Below are 17,708 nucleotides of genomic sequence, written 5' to 3'. Positions count from 1 at the left end.
GGTCGCTCATCTTCAGTCTCCTCAAGGAGCCTGAATCAAAATTCCCTACAAAAATCAATAGGTCCTGAGCCTAGGTCTAGGGTCTTGCTACGCAAGGAAGGGGCATAGGCTGTACCGAATTTGAAGCTGTATTGGCGGGTCGGCTCATACGAGATCACAATCCCTCTCTCAAGCAGAATTTTTTTTGCAAAAAGATAGCTTTGCGAGAATACAGTCACATTGTGTGCGTTATCAGTCTATGTGGAAGCTGATGAGTGGCAGTACTTAATCATAGTGCATAGATTAGCTCGATCCTTACCAATTTCATTTAGAAATATCTTCATAAATTTTGATCATATGAAACTAGATATTTAAAGGGTATATATTTTTCTAAATACCATAAGTATTAGCTTTATGGGGAATAAAAGAGATAGGTTTGTTGAATTCTCGGAGGCCGTAGTTAACAAGACCTTTAAGGACCTTTATCTGATTGGCGAGCTTTCCAATCGTTCCGCCTACGAGTTCGAGAAGTCTGACATCCGAAAGATTTTTGTCGCACTGCAGCAGGCAATGGACGCTATCAAATTGCGCTTCTTCAGGGGAGACAGAAGGAAATGGAGGCGACTTCAAGCTCTAGGCGCTATGTCGCGGCAAGGTGCTTGAGAATGGGTTGCAGAACAGGGAGTGAGTGATGGCAAAGGTACAGTTTCTGAAGAACGAGGCGAACAAGGTTGAAGGGCTTGCATATGCGGGGGTCGAGACCTTTCGGGGCTCACCATATACTAGCTGTGCACGTGAGACCGGGCAGAACAGCCGCGACGCTGTTGCAGGTGATGCGCCGGTACAGGTAACATTCAACCTCCATGAAATCGCTCGTGCCGACGTTCCTTTCGCCGACCAGCTTCAGCATGCGATCGAATGTTGCCTGAGAGCGCCGCGCGACGCCAAGACCAAGGAGCATCTTGAGAGAGCGCGGGAGCAGATCACCGCTCCGACCATCAAGGTCCTAGAGATTGCCGACCTGAATACCACCGGTCTTACGGGCCCGGTGGAGGATGAAAACTCTGTGTTTGCGGCGCTCGTCAAGGGAGACGGTGTTACGAACAAGTCCGACCCGACCTCGGCCGGATCCTACGGCATCGGAAAAAATGCCGCGTACGCGGTCTCGGGCCTGCAAACCGTCATCTACTCTACCTGCTATAAGACGAATAATCCTGACCAAACCTGCTTCGCTGCTCAAGGCCGATTGAGGCTGATCTCCCACGTAGATGGCAGCCAAAAGCTGTCGGCAGAAGGGTACTGGGGCAACGAGAACTTTACGCCGATCACATCGACAGCCGAGGTGCCGCCATGGGTCGCACGGGACAAGATCGGAACCTCGATCTTTTCGGTCGGCTTCCGTGAGCAGGACCGGTGGGCAGACAGGATGCGGCTCTCCCTCGCCACCAACTTTTTTTTGGCCATTGTCCGGAACGAAATCGAGTTTACGGTCGATGGGATCAAGTTGAATCAACCCTCCATCGATAGTATCCTTGAAGCCAATGCCCTTGCTGAGATTGCTGTGGCTTCCGACGAGACTGCCAGCCTCGAACGTGCGAAGCGTCTCATGCAGTGTATCCGCTCCGATGCGGCCACCCGGCACACTATCAGGGTGGCAGGTTTGGGCGATTTTACCCTCCACCTACTGATTGCCGAGGGTATGCCGCGGGAAATCCATGTCCTGCGCAACGGCATCTACATCTGCGACAACTTCGCTAAATTCGGGCTCCCAATGCGTGCGTTCCGGGGTACCAAGGAATATGTTGCGGTGCTTGAGCCGGCTCGGACAGATGCCGGAAAGAAGCCCAGCCAGCTCCTAAAGCAGCTGGAGAATCCGGCGCATGACGCATTCGAGCCGGAGCGGATCGTCGATACCGCGCACCAGAAGGCTGCACGTCAGCAGATCAAGTTTTTGGTCCGCAAGATGCGTGATATCATCAAGGCTGCAGCCAAGATGGAAGAACTCGACCATAGCCAGCTTGACGAGCTTTCCCATCTGTTCGCCGCGGGCAGCGCAACTATAAAAACGTCCAAAGCCGATGGCGAAAGTGACCCTGACCGCTTCCAGTACGGCCAAGCCCGAAAGATCATACGGCGACGTGCCACCGCCCTTGGTTCCAAGGGCAAGATGAAGCGTCGGCGCGACAAAGCTGCCGAGGCACGTGAGCGGAAAAAGGCGGAAAGGGTAGAGCGCCCCCAGCCCCGCCCAGCCGGACAGCGACCGGTTCCGCTAGATCAGGTGCGTTCCACAATTCCGCAGGGGGATGGCGGACTTGTCCGCACCGTCTTCTTCACACCTGCCGTCAGCGGCAATGCCGAGATCGTGGTGTCCGCTTCCGGTCTGACCTATGACGTTGCTCTTGATCTGATTGCGGCGTCGGCCGGTACAGTGGTGAAAGGGCGGCTGCATGCTTCTTTAGTCAAGGGGCAACGGACCGGGGTCAGGATCACATTCTCCGAACCATTTGATGGTCCAATCGAACTTGCCGCTAGCAGCCTTTCGGCACCGGCACAGGGGGGTTGCTGAAGATGAAAATTACAGAGTCCACCTCCTATCCCCACCCGGTTCTCGCACCGTGGTCGGATGATATCGCAAATGCCAGCTTCAGTACGATGGTGACCTTCCAGCTCGATCAGGAAGAGAACCAAGTATCTATTCATTGCGATGTCGTACTTAATCAGCCGGATATTGTGGCTCTGATCAACGAGGGGGCGGCGACATTTGGCTGCTTCATCAAATGTCAGGATACTGGAATGCGACGCCTGCAGAAGCTCGGCTTCCCGATAGGCAAGCAGGAGTTCGCAAGCGGTGCGCTGATTGGTAGGGTCCAGCTGCGGCCGATGGTTTGGTCGCTCCGGCCTATCAGTGGCTACCGGCCAGCAGGAACGCATGCCGAATTTGCCGGCGGTACCGATATCGAAATCGGGCAAATACTCGCCCTCGATGATGAACAGATCATTGAGGTAACGCGACCACCCTTGCCACCGCTGGAGTCGATCTTCGAGATTCAGTCTTCTGATGAAGTGCCTGAGGGCGAGTTTGAGCTCGATACAGAATCGGACCGAATCACAGTTCTGATGCCGAATGCTACCTATCAGCTCGTCCAAGATTTCCGTCAAACCAACGACGCCACCCGCACCGTACTTATGAATGCGCTCTATGTACCGGTTATTATGGAAGTGCTCGACCAGCTGTGCGATGGAGAACGGCAGTTTGAACAGTACCGCTGGCTTTACCCGTTCAAGGCCCGGTGCGAGATAGCCGGAATCGATCTGTCTAAACGAGACCTTTTCAATGACGCCCAGCGGCTGTTGCTGAATCCCTTCGCATTACTTAGCCAGCTTATCGAAGACGATAATGGAGATGCAGATTGAGCACGCAAAAGATGCGGCTACTCGCCGCCAATGTTGTCGAAGAGCTGTCCAAGAGTATCGGACCCAATCTTACGCGTTACACGCAAGGCGACTTCCTTGATCTCGAAAAACAGAGCGGTTGGGCGATCGAGACAGCGCTTGCGCGTTGGGATCCGGCAATCGTGGCTGGCTTGGACCCGTCCGGAACGCCAGCAGCAGAGATCAGAAACTCGCTGCTAATTTATACCAGCCTTCAGGGCGTTACTCCTGCGCTGGCCCGCGAGGAGCGTCTGTGGGCGCGCCTCTGCCACGTAGAGTGCTTGGAATACGCGCGAAATCGCTGGATCAAAAAAAAAGAGGGTGCAGCGGCGGCGGTCCGGCTTCATTTTTTTGCTCCCGGCCTGATAGGCTGTCGCGACGGAAACGCTATCGGCCGCCTGTGGTGGAATGGTCATCTTGCTGCTTTGGCGATGCCTGGTGACATAGAAACCGGTTTGTCACGCCTGCTATCCCGGGCCAATGTGCGGCTGCAGATTGTGGACCGCGCCGATACTGCTTTCCGGCAGCCACTTGTGAGCGGCATCTTTCGCCTTCTCGGCAAGGAAGATTGGTTTAACAGTTATGACGCCGCAATCGCGGATTTCATGTTCGAGGTGAACAAGCGCAGTGGCGGCCTCATGTTCGAGGCGTTCGATGCGTCAGTCGTTGATAGTCATCTGTCCGATTGTCTTGCCTATGCCAAACTACGCAAGAGTGATGGGTCAAGCACGGTCAAGGCCTGACTGTTCAGTCGATTAGATGACATGGCGGCGGTGAGAAAGTTTCGAGCACATTCTCAGTTTGAGGTTTGTCGAACGCCTACCATTTTTATAAAACTGGACAGATCTACCAACCACTCCTGTTGGGCAGATCGATAGGTATTATGTAACTGACGGGGAACCACCAGCTGCAGGCATTTGGCCTGCATCTCGTCAGTCTGGTTTTCCGAAATGCCCGGCTCCAGTGTCAGCAGGTGTTTGTCCGGAATTCTTTGGGCTTCCGACAGCACCTGCCGCCAGCGATCTTTTAGCGTGGACTTGGCTCCCAGCATAGTTAGCCGCGAAGTAGGAAAGGCCGGATCCTGATATTCGGCCTGTCCCGGGAATAAGAAATCGGGCTTGTTCCGGTTTTCGGTCAGGGCACCACGATTGTAGCGGATTCCCTGTGCCTGAAAGACAGCTTCCAGATGGTTTTCCAGCGCCTGACCCGCCCTTGCCTTCCGCCGGTTCTGCACGCTCAGGGAAAACGATAGGAAGCCATCTACATCAGCGCCATCGGGTGCAGAGAAGCCCATGCTGATGCGTTCAGCAACTATCCGCCGCTCAAGACGGCGGAAAAGTTGCTCCTCCCGATCCATCCAGTCGATTAGTGCCTGGTCCGGATCATCGGCAGCGGAGACCTCGGGAAGCGAGGTGCGAGCTAGTTCGGAAAACACTCGTGTCGTCGGAAAGGCCAGCCCGAATTTCTCGATCAGGCTGTCCAGCCGGTTCGCTTCCGGTTCTTCCGGTTCGATTCCGAGTTCATCGAGAATATACCGGGCGGCATAGCCCAGCTCCGGGTTATGAGCGCCAGCAATCTCTTGGAACGTAAAACCGGCCTCTCCTTGATCATCCAGACCGAACAGCCACAGAAGCTGGTTCCGGATTGTCTCAACCGGGGTGACCACGACAAGGATGGATCCGTCTTGTTGCAACGCCAAGAACAGCATATCCCCGGGTCGCATCAGTTCGGTGACGGCATTGCCCGAATAATAGAGGTGATACTCCGGAGCACGGGGCTTTCCCTTACGAACATTGGACCAGCTCATGAAACCGTCTTCCGTCATGGCCTCCTGCTCATCAGGAAGCCAGATGAAGCGTGTCGGAATGCCGCGCCCGTCGTCATCTCCCAGCAGGCGGCGTAGGGGCTTGGTGCCCTGAAACTCGTGCTGGTTCGAGCTTTTCGAGATCGTCTCGACAAGCGTCAGCCGCTTTGCGACGACGCCTGCGAACAGGTCGGACAGCATGCCACGTTTCATATCGTTCCCCTGATTTCACAGGCGGCCTCGGTGCCGGGAAGCCACTGCGCGATTTTTGTCACCACGGTTTCCGGTCCCAAAGCCGTGCGCCCCTTCAGGGCACATTCCCAGACCACAAGCTTACGCCAGCCGGCCTCGGCGAGCTGTCGCTGGACCAGAGAATCTCGCTCAACGTTGCGCCCAATCTTTGCAGACCAGAACTCCGGCCGTGTGGACGGCATCCGGAACAGATGGCAATCATGCCGGTGCCAGAAACAGCCATTGACCATGATGACCGCTTGGAAGCGGGGAAAGACCAGATCCGGCTTTCCCGGCACGTCCCGGGCGTGCAGACGGTAGCGGAAACCCAAGGCATGCAAGCCTCGTCGGATTATCAGCTCGGGCTTCGTATCCTTCCCCCGGATACCGGCCATCATTCGACTGCGAACCTCCGGGGGAACGATATCAGCCAACTGGCACCTCGATATCGGCCGAGGCCAGCATAGGCTTGTGCTCTGGATCCTGTGGCCTGCGCATGACCTCGGCAATGAATGGTTTCATGGCCTCGGCCAGATACTCGATGACAGGCACGGCTACGGCGTTACCGAACTGGCGATAAGCCTGAGTGTCTGACACTCCAATCCGGAAAGGACGTCCTGGCCGCTCGAACCCCATCAGGCGCGCACACTCCTGAGGCGTCAGGCGGCGCGGACGTTTGCCCTCTTGCCGGATCAGGATCTCGGATCCGTCCTTGTGATATCGGGCTGACAAGGTACGTGCGATGTCGTCGGGGCCGACCAGACCGTAACCGAACCCGTTGCCCTTTGCCTCGTGCTTGGCCTTGTAGTTCTGGAGATAGGTCCAGAGATGCTCGGTCAGGGTGTATTTTGGAGGAACAGCATCGTTCGGTTCTAGGATGCTGCCGAGCTTGGGGCCGTCCTCCACGGAGGGTAGGGGCAGGTTTGCCAGATCAAAGCCGGTCGGCTCGCGGAAACCGATAATAAAGATACGTTCGCGCTTCTGAGGTACCCACGGAGCCGAGCTGATAACGCGACTCTGGACGTGGTAACCGAGTTTCTCGCGCAGGGTGGCCATGATGACCGCAAAGGTTCGCCCTTTGTCATGGCTTTGGAGGTTCTTGACATTTTCCAGCAGGAAGGCTGCTGGCCGATGATGGGCAATAATCCGGGCTGCATCAAAGAATAACGTGCCCTGCATGTTGCACAGGAAGCCATGCGGCCGCCCTAGAGAGTTCTTCTTGGACACCCCTGCCAGCGAGAACGGCTGGCAGGGAAAGCCGGCCAGCAGCACGTCGTGCTCAGGCACCAGCGACGGCTCTTCCGCGAAGGGGCGGATATCCCCGCTGATCTCGTGGTTGTCCGGGTAGTTCAGCGCATAGGTCTCGCGCGAGAAGCGGTCCCACTCTGACGTAAAAACACAATGCCCCCCAATTCCTTCAAAACCGATGCGCAGGCCGCCGATGCCGGCAAATAGGTCAATAAAGCGGAAGCTGGCGCTGGAAGGTTTCTGTATGCTGCGACGTTCCCGCGCCAGACGCTCCAGAAGACGCACAACAGGGGCAGAGACCTTCTGGCGGCCCTTCTCGTAACGGGAAGCCGTCGTCTCGCTGATTCCCAGCTCTTCGGCCGCTTCCTTCAAGGTCAGGCCAGCCTGTTCGCGAAGACGGTTAAAGACAGAAACGGGCTGCGAGGGAAGTGACATTTATGCCTCTGGGTGTTTTTCAGTCAAATAGCGTTTCTAAATCCCAGAGACAAGATATTGTTCGATATATGTTCCTTTTTTAAGTGAATTAGTGCTGGAGCTCGTATGCGTATCAAAAAAATAATGTTGCTCTCTACCGCATCGCAATTGTCAAAATACGCAATCATTCGTCAATACTATCTTACGTCGCAAGCAAGACTTTCTGGTAATATTTAGTAATTTAGACGAAATGCGGATCATGATCCGTGGCCCACTTCCGCAAGATATGGCAGACCATCTATACGATTGGTTATATTCTTTATGAAACCCTACAAATCCGCCTGAATGCCAAAGCGAAAAGCTACTCTAATACATACGGTCCTGAAACCTCCAGCGGGGTGTTACACTATTACCTATAGTGTAACACCCCGCTCCTTCCGATCCCGTGGCCGCCCGGATCGCTCCTCCCCGTCCCGCTCTCACGATCGGCGGAAAAGCCCCGAAAATCCGCATCCTTGGCGAAAAAGCCCTGACGGTTCGGATCCGGACCTGTTACATTTTTCGGGATCTGATGCCCAAAGTCCCGCAAATGGCCCTGCCTCGCCGGTTCAGCCTCTTCCCCGAGAGCGCCCGTCTGCAGCGGATTGACCCGGCGACCAACTGCTGGCGCTTCTACCGTCTGACCCTGCAGGATGATCTCTTTGGCGGCACTGTTCTCGTGCGCTCCTGGGGACGTTTGGGGACCACCGGTCAGGAGCGGCGGGAGCGTTTCGGCGATCCGGTCGCTGCGCAAGCAGAGCTGGTCTGTTGGGTGCAGGTGAAGCAGCGTCGGGGCTACCGAGAGGAAATGGATGGATGACTGGAGAGAAGGTGATGGTGAAAACGAGGGCTCTGCCCTCGCGCTCCCGGCAGGAGACGCAGGCTCCTGCACCTCGGGGATTTGACAGGAAGGATCCGTCTGGCAGCGGCGTGTCATCGCAGGCGGGGATGCAGCTGTTTGATCCTTCGGGGACGCGGAAATATCTGACCGTCTCCGAGCGCACCGCCTTCCTGAAAGCGGCCGAGCGGGCGCCGCGCGATGTCCGCACGCTCGCCATGACCCTGGCTTGGTCGGGGTGCCGTCTGTCCGAGGCGCTGGCCCTGACCGCCGACCGGGTGGATCTGGCTGGCGGCGTATTGGTGTTCGAAAGTCTGAAAAAGCGTCAGGACGGGATCTACCGGGCCGTCCCCGTCCCCCCTCCCCTGCTCGAGGCGCTCGATCTGGTGCACGGTGTTCGCGAAGCTCAGGCGCGTCGGGACCGGGGTCGCTCCCTGCGCCTGTGGCCGGTGGCCCGCATGACCGGCTGGCGCATGGTGCACCGGGTCATGACCGAGGCCGGCCTGTCCGGACCGGCTGCCTCTCCCAAGGGCCTGCGGCATGCCTTTGGCGTGGCGGCCGTCTCCACCGGCATTCCGCTCAATCTCGTGCAGAAATGGCTCGGCCATGCCCAGCTATCCACTACCGCCATCTACGCCAACGCCTCCGGCGACGAGGAGCAGACCATTGCTAGGAAAATGTGGTTAATTTAAAAAATACTTTTAGAGACTTCTTTAAGTTCTTATTGAAGATTGTTTTAATATTAAAAGAATATCAAAAGGAGGTTATATGATTCTCACTGTTGGCAACACAAAAGGCGGCGTAGGGAAAACCACTCTTGCAGTTCAAATCGCTATTTTCAGAGCGCTCCAAGGAAGAGATGTCTGGTTGATCGATGGAGATCGCCAAGGAACAGCAGCCTCTGCAATTTCTATTCGTACAGAAGCGAATCAGAACCCTGGAATTGCCTGTGCACAATATGCAGACGGTCCTACTTTACGAGGACAAATCCAACAGCAGAAAAACAAATGGGATGATATCATTATAGATGCAGGGGGCAGAGATTCTACAGCTCTACGCGCTTCATTAATTTTATCGGATATTTTGTTAGTTCCATTTGCTCCACGCTCATACGATGTGTGGGCTCTCGATGATATGGCTAAGCTAATTGATGAAGCACGCAGCGTCCGAGACGGCTTAAATTGCTTTGCTGTTATGAACCAAGCAGATCCGGGTTTGCATTCATCCGATAACTCAGAAGCAGCATCTGCTGTGTCCGAAGTGAAGCAGTTTCAATATTTAGATATGCCTATCCGGCGCCGAAAAGCATTCAGTAACGCCAGTGGGGCTGGGTTAGCTGTTTCGGAGATGCCCGTAAAAGACGCAAAGGCTTGCAAAGAGCTTGAAAAATTATCTGGATACCTTTTTAATATTAAATAAATATCATAAGGATATCAAAATGGCTATTTTAAAAAGACCCCAGAGACCAATATCTCCTTCGGTAGAGGATGCATTCATTGCGGGGGCACCGGATGGCGGGGTTTCCACAAACTCAACCCCAGAAGCATACAACAAGGGCATACCTAAAGGACATAAGCGGCAAATCAGTTTGACGATTGCCCCAGAATTACTGCAGCGCGTTGACGAAATTGCCAAAAGAACCGGTCAGGCCCGCGCAGGGATTATAAATATGGCGATTTATAGAGCCTTAGAAGGAGATGTTTTTAAGTGAATTTAATATCCAATTAGTATTGGAAGAATATCTCATGGGTATTGAAAAAGATCCCTCTAGCAAAACTTTTCGCTCCGCTCCATCTGACCAGGAGCAAGGGGATTTTTTTGTTCCCGGATTATACGATCTTGCGACAAAAGATAATCGTGGCGTTATGGATGTCGCAGTATTTCGTCTGTCTAAAAAAGACAAACGCGCAAATGATGTAATGATACATCATCTCCCTGATGGTTATGTACGTATAACTAGTGGTCCTGATGGCATGGCGTCTATTTGGGACTATGATATAATTTTAATGGGTATTTCATACTTAACCGAAGCAATGAATAAATATCGGTCTGGGCTAGGAGAAAAGCCTGGCCGAATTTTTTCTCCTCAAGTATCAGACATATTAAAATTTTGTCGTCAATCTGATGGCGGTAGGCAATATGAAGCGGTTGAATCCGCTTTGCGGCGCCTCAAACAAACTTCTCTTGAAATAGTTCGTGGCGAAAAGAAGACTAGGGGTGGCCGTACGATCCGAGAAACTACTGGGTCTGGATTAATAAACGATTACAAAACCATATCATATGCAGATACTGGGCGTGTAATGGCTGTAGAGATAGAGCTTCCTAACTGGCTATACTCGGCGGTAGTGGAGTCAGAAAATCCTGAAGTTCTTACCGTCCATCCAGATTATTTCCTTTTAAAACCTGGACTCGGAAGATTTCTGTATAGATTGGCAAGAGTAGCTGCTGGGAAAAATGAAGCTAAATGGTCATTCCGATTAATTTATGAACGTAGTGGTAGCCAAGGAACTTTTAAAAGATGTTCATACGAACTTAGAGAGTTTGTTAAACGGAATGACCTGCCTGAATATGACCTTCACGAAGAAAGTGGGCGAGACGGACCACTTCTAATCATGAGATACCGTTCAGAGAAGCAACATTCTTCTTTAGGTTCCTAATAGACGGAGAAGGGCCAGCTTTAAGGTGAAAAGCCTTAATCTGTCTCACCCACCTGTGAAAATTCCGTCTTTTAGGAACCAAACTCCGTCTTTTAGGAACCGATTTCCGTCTTTTAGGAACCAAACTCCGTCTTTTAGGAACCGCCCTTCTTTACAATGCATTGATAAAAAACGGTAAAATCGACTTTTTCGCTCCTAAAACTATTTAAAACACTTAAAACTATTTGAAACCCGAATGCCTGTGGATAACTTTCTTCCTCCTGACCGAACTCTGGACACTCTGGCCAACCGTCTGGAAGCTTCGGAAGATTATCGGGTGCTCAGACGCCTGCGTCATTCCGTTCTGAGCCACAGACCCGAGGGCAGGGGACTGCGCACCGGTCTGTTCGTGGATCTGGAGACCACCGGTCTCGATCCCCGACAGGACGAAATCATCGAAATCGGCATGGTGCCATTCATTTACCGCATCGACGGGATCCTGCTCGGAACCCTGCCGACCTTCAGCCGTCTGCGGGCACCCTCCATTCCAGTGCCATCCCTTGTCTAGGATCTAACAGGACTGACACCCGAACATCTGGCCGGCCAGACCGTCTCGGCTGATGAAGTTGCAGCTTTCGCCCCGGACGCCAGTCTGGTGATTGCTCATAACGCCGCATTCGACCGTCCTTTCCTCGAGCGCTTCTGCCCGGCTTTTGTGAACAGACCTTGGGCCTGCTCCATGGAAGACGTCCCTTGGGACCAGGCAGGCTTTGAGGGGCGCAAACTGGGGCATCTAGGTCTGCAGGCCGGATTTTTCTTTGACGGGCACAGGGCAGTGGATGACTGTCAGGCTGCCATCGCCCTTCTGGGCCATACAGGCTTCCCAGAGAGCCGCTCCGCCCTCTCCCTCCTGCTGGAGCATGCCAGAACGGTCTGGAAGCGTCTGTGGGCCGAATACGCGCCCTTCGAGCTCAAGGACACACTGAAGGCCCGGGGGTACCGCTGGAACGACGGTTCTGATGGCCGGCCCAAAGCCTGGTTCATCGACAGGCCGCCCGAAGAGGCTGAAGAGGAAATCCGCTTTCTCCGCACCGAAATCTATCAGCGGGAGGTGGACATCACCGTCCGTCCCGTCGAAGCCGGAGACCGCTTCACCAGCCGGGTCTGAGGCTGGGGAAAAGGATGGAAATCGTCGGATTTGTCCGGGATTCCGGGGAATGACACTGTGACAGGTGCTGGAGCAGGCAGAGATCCAGCATTACGGACCTTCGACGGAGAAAAACGGATGGCGCCGGGAACACGGAACGGACGATCCGGTCTCCAGCCCTGTTTGTCCCGCTCCTGCCACCCCGCGCCATCAGCTGAAGCGGACCCCGGAGGAAATGACGGTTCTGGCGGGCGTCTCCCCGGATCCTGCTGTCCGGGCTCTGCTGCGGAGGCTGTAGAAAATTGCAGATGCCCTTGCATCGCCTGATGCCGACGATTTTGAGGTGCCCCGCTTGAGAATGGCCTCCGTCCGGCAGATTTCATCTGACGTTTTCGCCGGATACGACTGTGGTTTTCGGACAGGGAAAGATCCGGGCAGAACGACGACCAGTCCGCTCCGACTGAGCTAGGATCGGATACTGTCGACGGAGCATGATGGGTACGATCTTTTGGCGTCAGCCTGAGACAATGAGAACTGTCATTATCGTTGTGCGCTGACCGCGGGCTTTCGGCTTCAGACACCGGGGTAGAACTCCGCCATAGACAGGGCGAAGCGCTCGCCTGTGTTGTGATGACGGGCATCACAGAGGTCACCGGCCAGACGGTCGATGAGATCAGCGCATTCGATCTGCGTCCGCCAGGGATGGGCCATAACCTCGTCAGGAAACATCAGTCCCAGAAGATTGCCGGCGATGGCGGCCGTGCTGTCGCTGTCTCCGGAATGCGTTACGGCGATGCGCAAACCGTCCTCGAAGCCGGTGGCGACACGGGCGGCGTAGAGGGCGATGGACAGGGCTTCTTCGGCCACCCATCCCTGACCCAGTGTCTCGACCGTTTCAGGGCGTCCATCAGGCACAGCAATCCAGGCCCGCTCCACGGCAGCCCGTGTCTCATCGTCCAGACGCAGGGTATGCAATGACCGGACCGCCTCTTCCAGTTGTGTTCCGCACAGCAGCTGCGCCAGAACATGCGCTTGGGTCCGGGCGGCGTCGCGGCCTGTTGAGTGGGCGTGAGTCAGATGGGAACAGTCATCGGCTAGGGTATCGCACTGTGCCCCTCCGTAAAGGGCGACGGGAGCGACCCGCATGATGGACCCGCAGCCCTTGCTGTTATTCCGCGCGAAGTCACCCAGATGTTCTGCGGCTTCCAGGGAAGACAGGCAGGTTGTTCCCGGAGCACGGCGGCGGTGCATTCGCGGGTCACTGACCAGACCGGTCCAGTCATGGATCTGCGGGTTTCCTCCCTGTGTCGTCAGCCAGCGTAGCAGGGCATGGTGCACCACACCTGGGGGATGGCAGACGCCTTTCAGGCTTCCGCGGATATCGGCCCGGATCAGACCTTCTGCCGTGAACAGGGTCATCTGCGTATCGTCGGTTATGGCCGCCAGACGGCCATCGTGGGGCAGGATGCGGTCAACGCCGCGTGGAAAAGCCTGCCGGATGCGGTCCAGGGACCAGAACTCCATTTCCGCTCCCAGTGCGTCTCCGATGGCGCCACCGAACAGACAGGCCCGGAACAGCCTGTGGTTCCGGTCGTTTTCCTGGCGCTGTTCTTCTAGCCAGGCTTTCTGACAGAGAAGCGGGCCGGCGCCTTTCCGGGCTTTTGCAATTCGCTTCAGGGCAAGGCCAATACTTTCGCCGCGCTCGCACTGCAGCAGGGCTGCCACCAGGGCGGTCCGTTCCAGACCGGCCCGGCAATGGATGACGATCCGGCCGCCGGCTTCCAGACGCTGGTGCAGGGCCGGGGAGATCCGGCGCCAGTGCTGTTTCCACCCGGTATCCGGAATACCGGTATCGGGGATGGGCAGGTGGAGCCAGAGCAGACCGGCGCCTTCCATGGCGGTTTTCATTTCGCCGACGTCCAAGTGGTCCATCTCGTCCTGCGGGGTCAGGGATATCACGATGTCCGTGCGCCAGAGCTTTAGGCGCAGAATATCGGCCTGAAGATCCCGATCCCAGTTCGGTCCGGAAAGGGACGGTCCTTTGCGGCCCGGACAGAGGGTCATGCCGACTTTTCCTTCGGCAAGGTGGAAGCTGTCGATCATCAGCGGATGGGTCAGGGAGGTACGCATGATCTGGTCTCTTTCGGTCGGTCGGGCCATGATGCGGCCCTGTGTTGTCTGTTCCGGAGACGGTCTTCCCATAACCGGTTCTGGAAATGCCGAATCGTCGGGATTTTCCGCATGTCTCTGAAGAAGTCCTATGTGGCCCTGGCCTGGACCCGTCCGGTGCCTTGGGCAGGATTTAACCAGCTTTCGTCAGACATCGATGCTGCTTCAGTGCAGAGCCGGACCGTCCGCTATCAGCGGGATCTGATCCGGCAGTATGTGCGGGAAGTGCAGGGTGTTCTGGAGAAAGAGGTCGCCCTGCTGGAGCTTGCTCCCGACCGGGCAACACCGGAGAGTCTGAAGATCCTGACAGATCTGGTGCATGAATGCTCGCCTCAGGCGACGTTCCTGAGCGTGGATTTCACGGCCATCCAGGGCTGGCGCCCGCAGCCGGCTCTGCGCCGGGGCATACCGATTGAGCGATGTCTCGCGCTGGCGCCGGATCCGTTGCTCATGGACGGAAAGCTTTTCGATCCGCAGGCGCATTTCCGGGCATGGCGGCAGAAGGAAAAAGCGCATGTGCAGTCCGGGCCGGAGCACCGCCAGGCTGTTCTGGAGGCCTTGGTGGGACAGGAAGATCTGTCATGGCCGAAGAAGGCAGATCTGCTGAATGCCCAGGATCTGCGGACCCATGGAGGCAAGCCTTGGACCGCAGACAATCTCAGGAAATTTCTGGTTTTGACGCCAAAATAGATAGAGGGTTTTTCGAACCCTCCACCTCGCCCTTGGTGAGGCGGTCTTTCCGTATACCCGAACCCGATGCTCCCACGAATATTACTGGTAATCTTCAGCGCGGGAATGAGGAATCGTTCCCGTGTTCCATTCCTGTTGGAACAGTCAGATCAGGCTGCAGGAACTCCACAGGCGTCGTCTCAAGCGCCTGTGCCAGTTCATACAGCGTCACGACTGTCGGGTTGCGGTGACCGCGCTCCAGACCGCTCAGATACTGCTGGCTGAACCCGGAGCGTTCTTCCACCTGCTCCTGGGTCAGTCCCTTCTCCTGTCTCAGGCGGGCAAAATTCTTTCCGACAAGCCGTTTCATGTCCATGCAGGGACCGTGACGACTTACACACTATAAGTTTATCAACTATAGTATGTAATTTCTTATTCCGTTGCATTTCCTCTCTCTTGCCAGGAAGAAATCCATGCCGCAGCCGCGCCAGAAAGCCGTCAATCTCAACGTGAAAGTCACTGAGATAACCATCCGGGCATTGAGCCGGACAGCCGCTCTTCGGAATACAACCCAGAAAGAGGTGCTGATGCGCGCCCTGCTGAAAGCCGGGATTGAAATTGATCCTCATGATCTCGGAGAAAAACGCACGGTTCCCTGGCACGAACGTCCCTGACAGAGAGCTTTTTCTCTCTCCTGCCCTGTTCTGACAGGTTGTCGGGCTGTGTCTGCTGAAGGCCAGTCTGGTGGCTCAGGACACTGGGGGGAATGTCCTGAGATCTGGGGCAAGCGATTGGGGCCGCTCTGAAGTCACCTGCTGAGTAAGCTGTAGGCCTGGATAGAGAGTGTCTTCAGAGCGAGGCGTCTCTCTATATCCGTTTCCCATTATGAAAATTTCTCTGTCTCAGTGGCAAGTCAGATGTGTGGGAGGCACATTCTCTCTCATTCGCGTTTGAGGAACTTCTTATTATAAAGTTGCGAAGCTCATTTTTTATCAAAGTTTCTAATTTATATGATGTTGCGATACCGTGAGTTATCATGTTTTATCAAACATATTCGAGCGTTTCCGTGAGTTTCCGACAAGCCGCTGAAAACTGGGATTTCCAGGATTGAATAAAGGTGAGAAATGCAGATCCCGGTGCATAAGACGTCCGTCATGCAGGCTCTCCAGAGTGCTGTGGCCCGTGGGTATGTCTGGCATGTCTCCGGGGTCGTCTCAGCAGAGAAATTTCTGGCGCTCGAAGAGAAATTTGCAGAGCGTTATGACATAGGACTGTCCCGATGGCAGCGGTGTCGTCAGCGGAAGCAGGGCGCAGCTGGTGTGCGTTTCTTTGCTTACCCTGAACAGGGAACGACGCGTTTCCTGTGGTGGCTGTTATTTACGGATGGAGAGAGTGCAGCCTTTCAACAGGAGCATGGACGCCGGAAGGCTTCAGACAGGAATGGCCGCTTGTGCTGGGGAACAGAGTTCGAACTGGTTCAGCTGCCGAGCCTGAAAGCAAAGGTCTCCTGGTCTTGGCGGATGACCCGGGAGCGTGTGCAGGAATGGCAGGGTGAGATCCAGGCTGCCATCCGGACCACACGCAATGATGATGCCATCAAGGCTGTCATGGCGCGTCTGGTGCGGTTGCCGGGGTTCAAGGGGGTGCGGCAGCAGGTCTTTGAACTACACGGCTTTGCAAAAAAAGACTGGGGGCGGATCAGGCGAAAGGCGAAATCCTGGGAGCCACCGGCACGGCCGGGTTACGTGCGTTTCCGGTCTGACGAGACCATTCCTGCGTCGCAGGTGGTGCAGCGGTTGCTTGTCGGACAAACACCTTTCGGGACAGAACCTGTGATCTCAAAACAGGAGCGCCCTGAGGGAGAAACAATGGCCGTTGTGAAGGCAGATCGTGAGACAGGGTTACCCATTCCCCGTGGGTATGATGCCTGTCGGGTGCTGCTGATCCGGGAAGCGGAGCATATCCGGACATTCATCGCGGAACGGTGGTCGTATGAATCGATCCGTCTCTGGCTTCTGGATCGTTATGGGGAGGCGTTCGACATTCCGCTTCCAGCCTTTCGGGAGCGGGTCAGGCGGGCTCTTCGGGTGAAAGCCGCACCTGTTCTGAAAGAGACATCCAAAACCACCATCCAGCCTGCTCCAATCGTTGAGCAGGCTGAAGAGAAGAAGAGTGAGCTAGGGAAAGAACGACGTCTGACTTGGGAGGAAAAGCGGGCAGGGCGGTTTCCTGGCAGTGGAACAACCGTTGTTCATAACAGCAAACCCAACCGGGATGAGCTCTATTGATGATAAAAGCGTCGGGTTTACGGGATTGCGAAAAGGGAGGTTGGTTGAGCTTGGAAATAGCTGTCTGTGGTTTTTAGATCTGAAAGAAGAACGGATTTATGTCTGACGGAAAGGGAAGAAAAATGAAGCGCTGGATGATTATTGCCGAGGACGGCCGTCACGCAACGCTTGGCCAGCACCGCTCGCCCACTGAAGAAGAAATCGGTCAGGTAACGGCCTCCCTGTCTGCACATGGACTGGGTGGATGGCTCGTTCTGGGAGATGGAGATTATTACCGGATCCGCAAACCATTCGATCTGGAGAAGGTCCGGCAGGTTTCCGAAAGCCAAGTCCCTTGGGAAATTGCTGAAACCCGGTTTCGGGATATCAGAAGCCGGAGCGGCTCTCCAGCCGGGTAGCTTTTTCCTGAAGAGAGTATAGTTTCCGGTCGGACCGGATCTAGGAAACGGTTTCCGCCAGCAGCGTTTCCCAAAGAAGACGGCCGGCCCCCCGCATGGTGCATTTCCAGATATGACTAGGGCCTATTAGGCCTTGATGTAGTCTGCTGTAGCAGTGATGAGGATGACGGAGAGGAAGGATGCGGCGGTTTTCTCATATCGGGTCGCGACAGCCTGCCATTCCTTGAGACTTGCCTACAGGTTTTCGACCAGATGCCGGTGTCTGTGAGCCCATCTGGGACAGGCGACGTAGGTCGGTGGGTGAGGCAGCCCATCGAGCAGGACATAGTACACTCCAAGACGCATAACGCTCAGGACCTATTGATTTTTGTAGGGAATTTTGATTCAGGCTCCTTGAGGAGACTGAAGATGAGCGA

General features: G+C 55.2%; 19 protein-coding genes. 14 read left to right on the top strand and 5 right to left on the bottom strand.

The genetic code is table 11. The features are described from left to right. Positions 1-670: 670 nt before the first annotated feature. From HK22_RS13610 to HK22_RS13600, 3 genes are read left to right on the top strand one after another with little or no spacing between them, the layout of a single operon-like run. On the top strand, positions 671-2,545 hold the full coding sequence (locus tag HK22_RS13610; RefSeq protein WP_086649662.1) for a hypothetical protein: 1,875 nt from the start codon (positions 671-673) through the stop codon (positions 2,543-2,545). A 2-nt stretch (positions 2,546-2,547) separates the two neighbouring features. Beyond that, positions 2,548-3,393, top strand: coding sequence for a hypothetical protein (locus HK22_RS13605; protein WP_086649661.1), 846 nt, complete (start codon positions 2,548-2,550; stop codon positions 3,391-3,393). Then, positions 3,390-4,154, top strand: coding sequence for a DUF6339 family protein (locus HK22_RS13600; protein ID WP_143412428.1), 765 nt, complete (start codon positions 3,390-3,392; stop codon positions 4,152-4,154). Before HK22_RS13605 ends, HK22_RS13600 begins: the two co-directional genes overlap by 4 nt. Before the next feature lie 53 nt (positions 4,155-4,207). Here HK22_RS13600 and HK22_RS13595 read toward each other — a convergent pair whose 3' ends face one another. Genes HK22_RS13595 through dcm form a run of 3 tightly spaced genes read right to left on the bottom strand, consistent with a single transcriptional unit; the run spans position 4,208 to position 7,129 of the window. After that, complete coding sequence (locus HK22_RS13595; RefSeq protein ID WP_233142675.1) at positions 4,208-5,416, bottom strand: type II restriction endonuclease; 1,209 nt, start codon at positions 5,414-5,416, stop codon at positions 4,208-4,210. 8 nt (positions 5,417-5,424) lie between these two features. Further along, positions 5,425-5,841 carry a very short patch repair endonuclease gene (locus tag HK22_RS13590; protein ID WP_233142677.1) on the bottom strand — a complete coding sequence of 139 codons (417 nt, stop codon included), beginning with the start codon at positions 5,839-5,841 and terminating at the stop codon, positions 5,425-5,427. 31 nt (positions 5,842-5,872) lie between these two features. After that, positions 5,873-7,129, bottom strand: coding sequence for a DNA (cytosine-5-)-methyltransferase (dcm, locus tag HK22_RS13585; protein WP_086649657.1), 1,257 nt, complete (start codon positions 7,127-7,129; stop codon positions 5,873-5,875). 424 nt (positions 7,130-7,553) lie between these two features. Here dcm and HK22_RS13580 point away from each other — a divergent pair, with 424 nt between their 5' ends. The 7 genes from HK22_RS13580 (at position 7,554) to HK22_RS15540 (ending at position 11,789) form a co-directional block, all read left to right on the top strand. Further along, the gene (locus HK22_RS13580; protein WP_369827275.1) at positions 7,554-7,967 is read left to right on the top strand and encodes a WGR domain-containing protein; all 414 of its coding nucleotides are present in this window, start codon (positions 7,554-7,556) and stop codon (positions 7,965-7,967) included. A 128-nt stretch (positions 7,968-8,095) separates the two neighbouring features. Further along, positions 8,096-8,677 (top strand): tyrosine-type recombinase/integrase, encoded by a 582-nt coding sequence (locus HK22_RS13575; RefSeq protein ID WP_086649664.1) that lies wholly within the window; start codon positions 8,096-8,098, stop codon positions 8,675-8,677. A gap of 76 nt (positions 8,678-8,753) precedes the next feature. After that, entirely contained in the window at positions 8,754-9,404 is a 651-nt protein-coding gene (locus tag HK22_RS13570) for an AAA family ATPase (protein WP_086649656.1), read from the top strand. Continuing rightward, positions 9,367-9,696: a ribbon-helix-helix domain-containing protein gene (locus HK22_RS13565; protein WP_233142671.1), complete on the top strand. Its 330-nt coding sequence runs from the start codon at positions 9,367-9,369 to the stop codon at positions 9,694-9,696. Before HK22_RS13570 ends, HK22_RS13565 begins: the two co-directional genes overlap by 38 nt. A gap of 34 nt (positions 9,697-9,730) precedes the next feature. Beyond that, positions 9,731-10,642 (top strand): replication initiator protein A, encoded by a 912-nt coding sequence (locus HK22_RS13560; protein ID WP_233142670.1) that lies wholly within the window; start codon positions 9,731-9,733, stop codon positions 10,640-10,642. Between the two features lie 235 nt (positions 10,643-10,877). After that, positions 10,878-11,189 (top strand): exonuclease domain-containing protein, encoded by a 312-nt coding sequence (locus tag HK22_RS15545; protein WP_369827274.1) that lies wholly within the window; start codon positions 10,878-10,880, stop codon positions 11,187-11,189. 12 nt (positions 11,190-11,201) lie between these two features. Next, positions 11,202-11,789, top strand: a complete 588-nt coding sequence (locus HK22_RS15540) for a 3'-5' exonuclease (protein WP_369827276.1) — start codon at positions 11,202-11,204, stop codon at positions 11,787-11,789. Between the two features lie 552 nt (positions 11,790-12,341). On the opposite strand, the gene HK22_RS13545 is transcribed toward HK22_RS15540, so the two are convergent. Beyond that, complete coding sequence (locus HK22_RS13545; protein WP_086649663.1) at positions 12,342-13,898, bottom strand: ADP-ribosylglycohydrolase family protein; 1,557 nt, start codon at positions 13,896-13,898, stop codon at positions 12,342-12,344. A 111-nt stretch (positions 13,899-14,009) separates the two neighbouring features. On the opposite strand from HK22_RS13545, the gene HK22_RS13540 reads away from it, so the two are divergent. Beyond that, a complete protein-coding gene (locus tag HK22_RS13540; RefSeq protein ID WP_086649653.1) occupies positions 14,010-14,627 on the top strand; it encodes a hypothetical protein in 618 nt (205 codons plus the stop codon). 94 nt (positions 14,628-14,721) lie between these two features. Here HK22_RS13540 and HK22_RS13535 read toward each other — a convergent pair whose 3' ends face one another. Next, positions 14,722-14,982 carry a helix-turn-helix domain-containing protein gene (locus tag HK22_RS13535; RefSeq protein WP_086649652.1) on the bottom strand — a complete coding sequence of 87 codons (261 nt, stop codon included), beginning with the start codon at positions 14,980-14,982 and terminating at the stop codon, positions 14,722-14,724. A 97-nt stretch (positions 14,983-15,079) separates the two neighbouring features. Here HK22_RS13535 and HK22_RS13530 point away from each other — a divergent pair, with 97 nt between their 5' ends. From HK22_RS13530 to HK22_RS13520, 3 genes are all read left to right on the top strand, one after another. Then, the gene (locus HK22_RS13530) at positions 15,080-15,280 is read left to right on the top strand and encodes a hypothetical protein (protein ID WP_086649651.1); all 201 of its coding nucleotides are present in this window, start codon (positions 15,080-15,082) and stop codon (positions 15,278-15,280) included. 462 nt (positions 15,281-15,742) lie between these two features. Then, positions 15,743-16,894, top strand: a complete 1,152-nt coding sequence (locus HK22_RS13525; RefSeq protein WP_143412427.1) for a hypothetical protein — start codon at positions 15,743-15,745, stop codon at positions 16,892-16,894. Positions 16,895-17,016: 122 nt separating this feature from the next. Then, complete coding sequence (locus HK22_RS13520; RefSeq protein WP_086649649.1) at positions 17,017-17,292, top strand: hypothetical protein; 276 nt, start codon at positions 17,017-17,019, stop codon at positions 17,290-17,292. Positions 17,293-17,708 lie beyond the last annotated feature (416 nt).

This window comes from Gluconobacter sp. DsW_056 (genome assembly GCF_002153595.1).
Taxonomy (GTDB): Bacteria; Pseudomonadota; Alphaproteobacteria; order Acetobacterales; family Acetobacteraceae; genus Gluconobacter; species Gluconobacter albidus.
The sequence above is the reverse complement of the archived record's forward strand: the minus strand, read 5'-3'. Positions and strand labels throughout refer to the sequence as shown.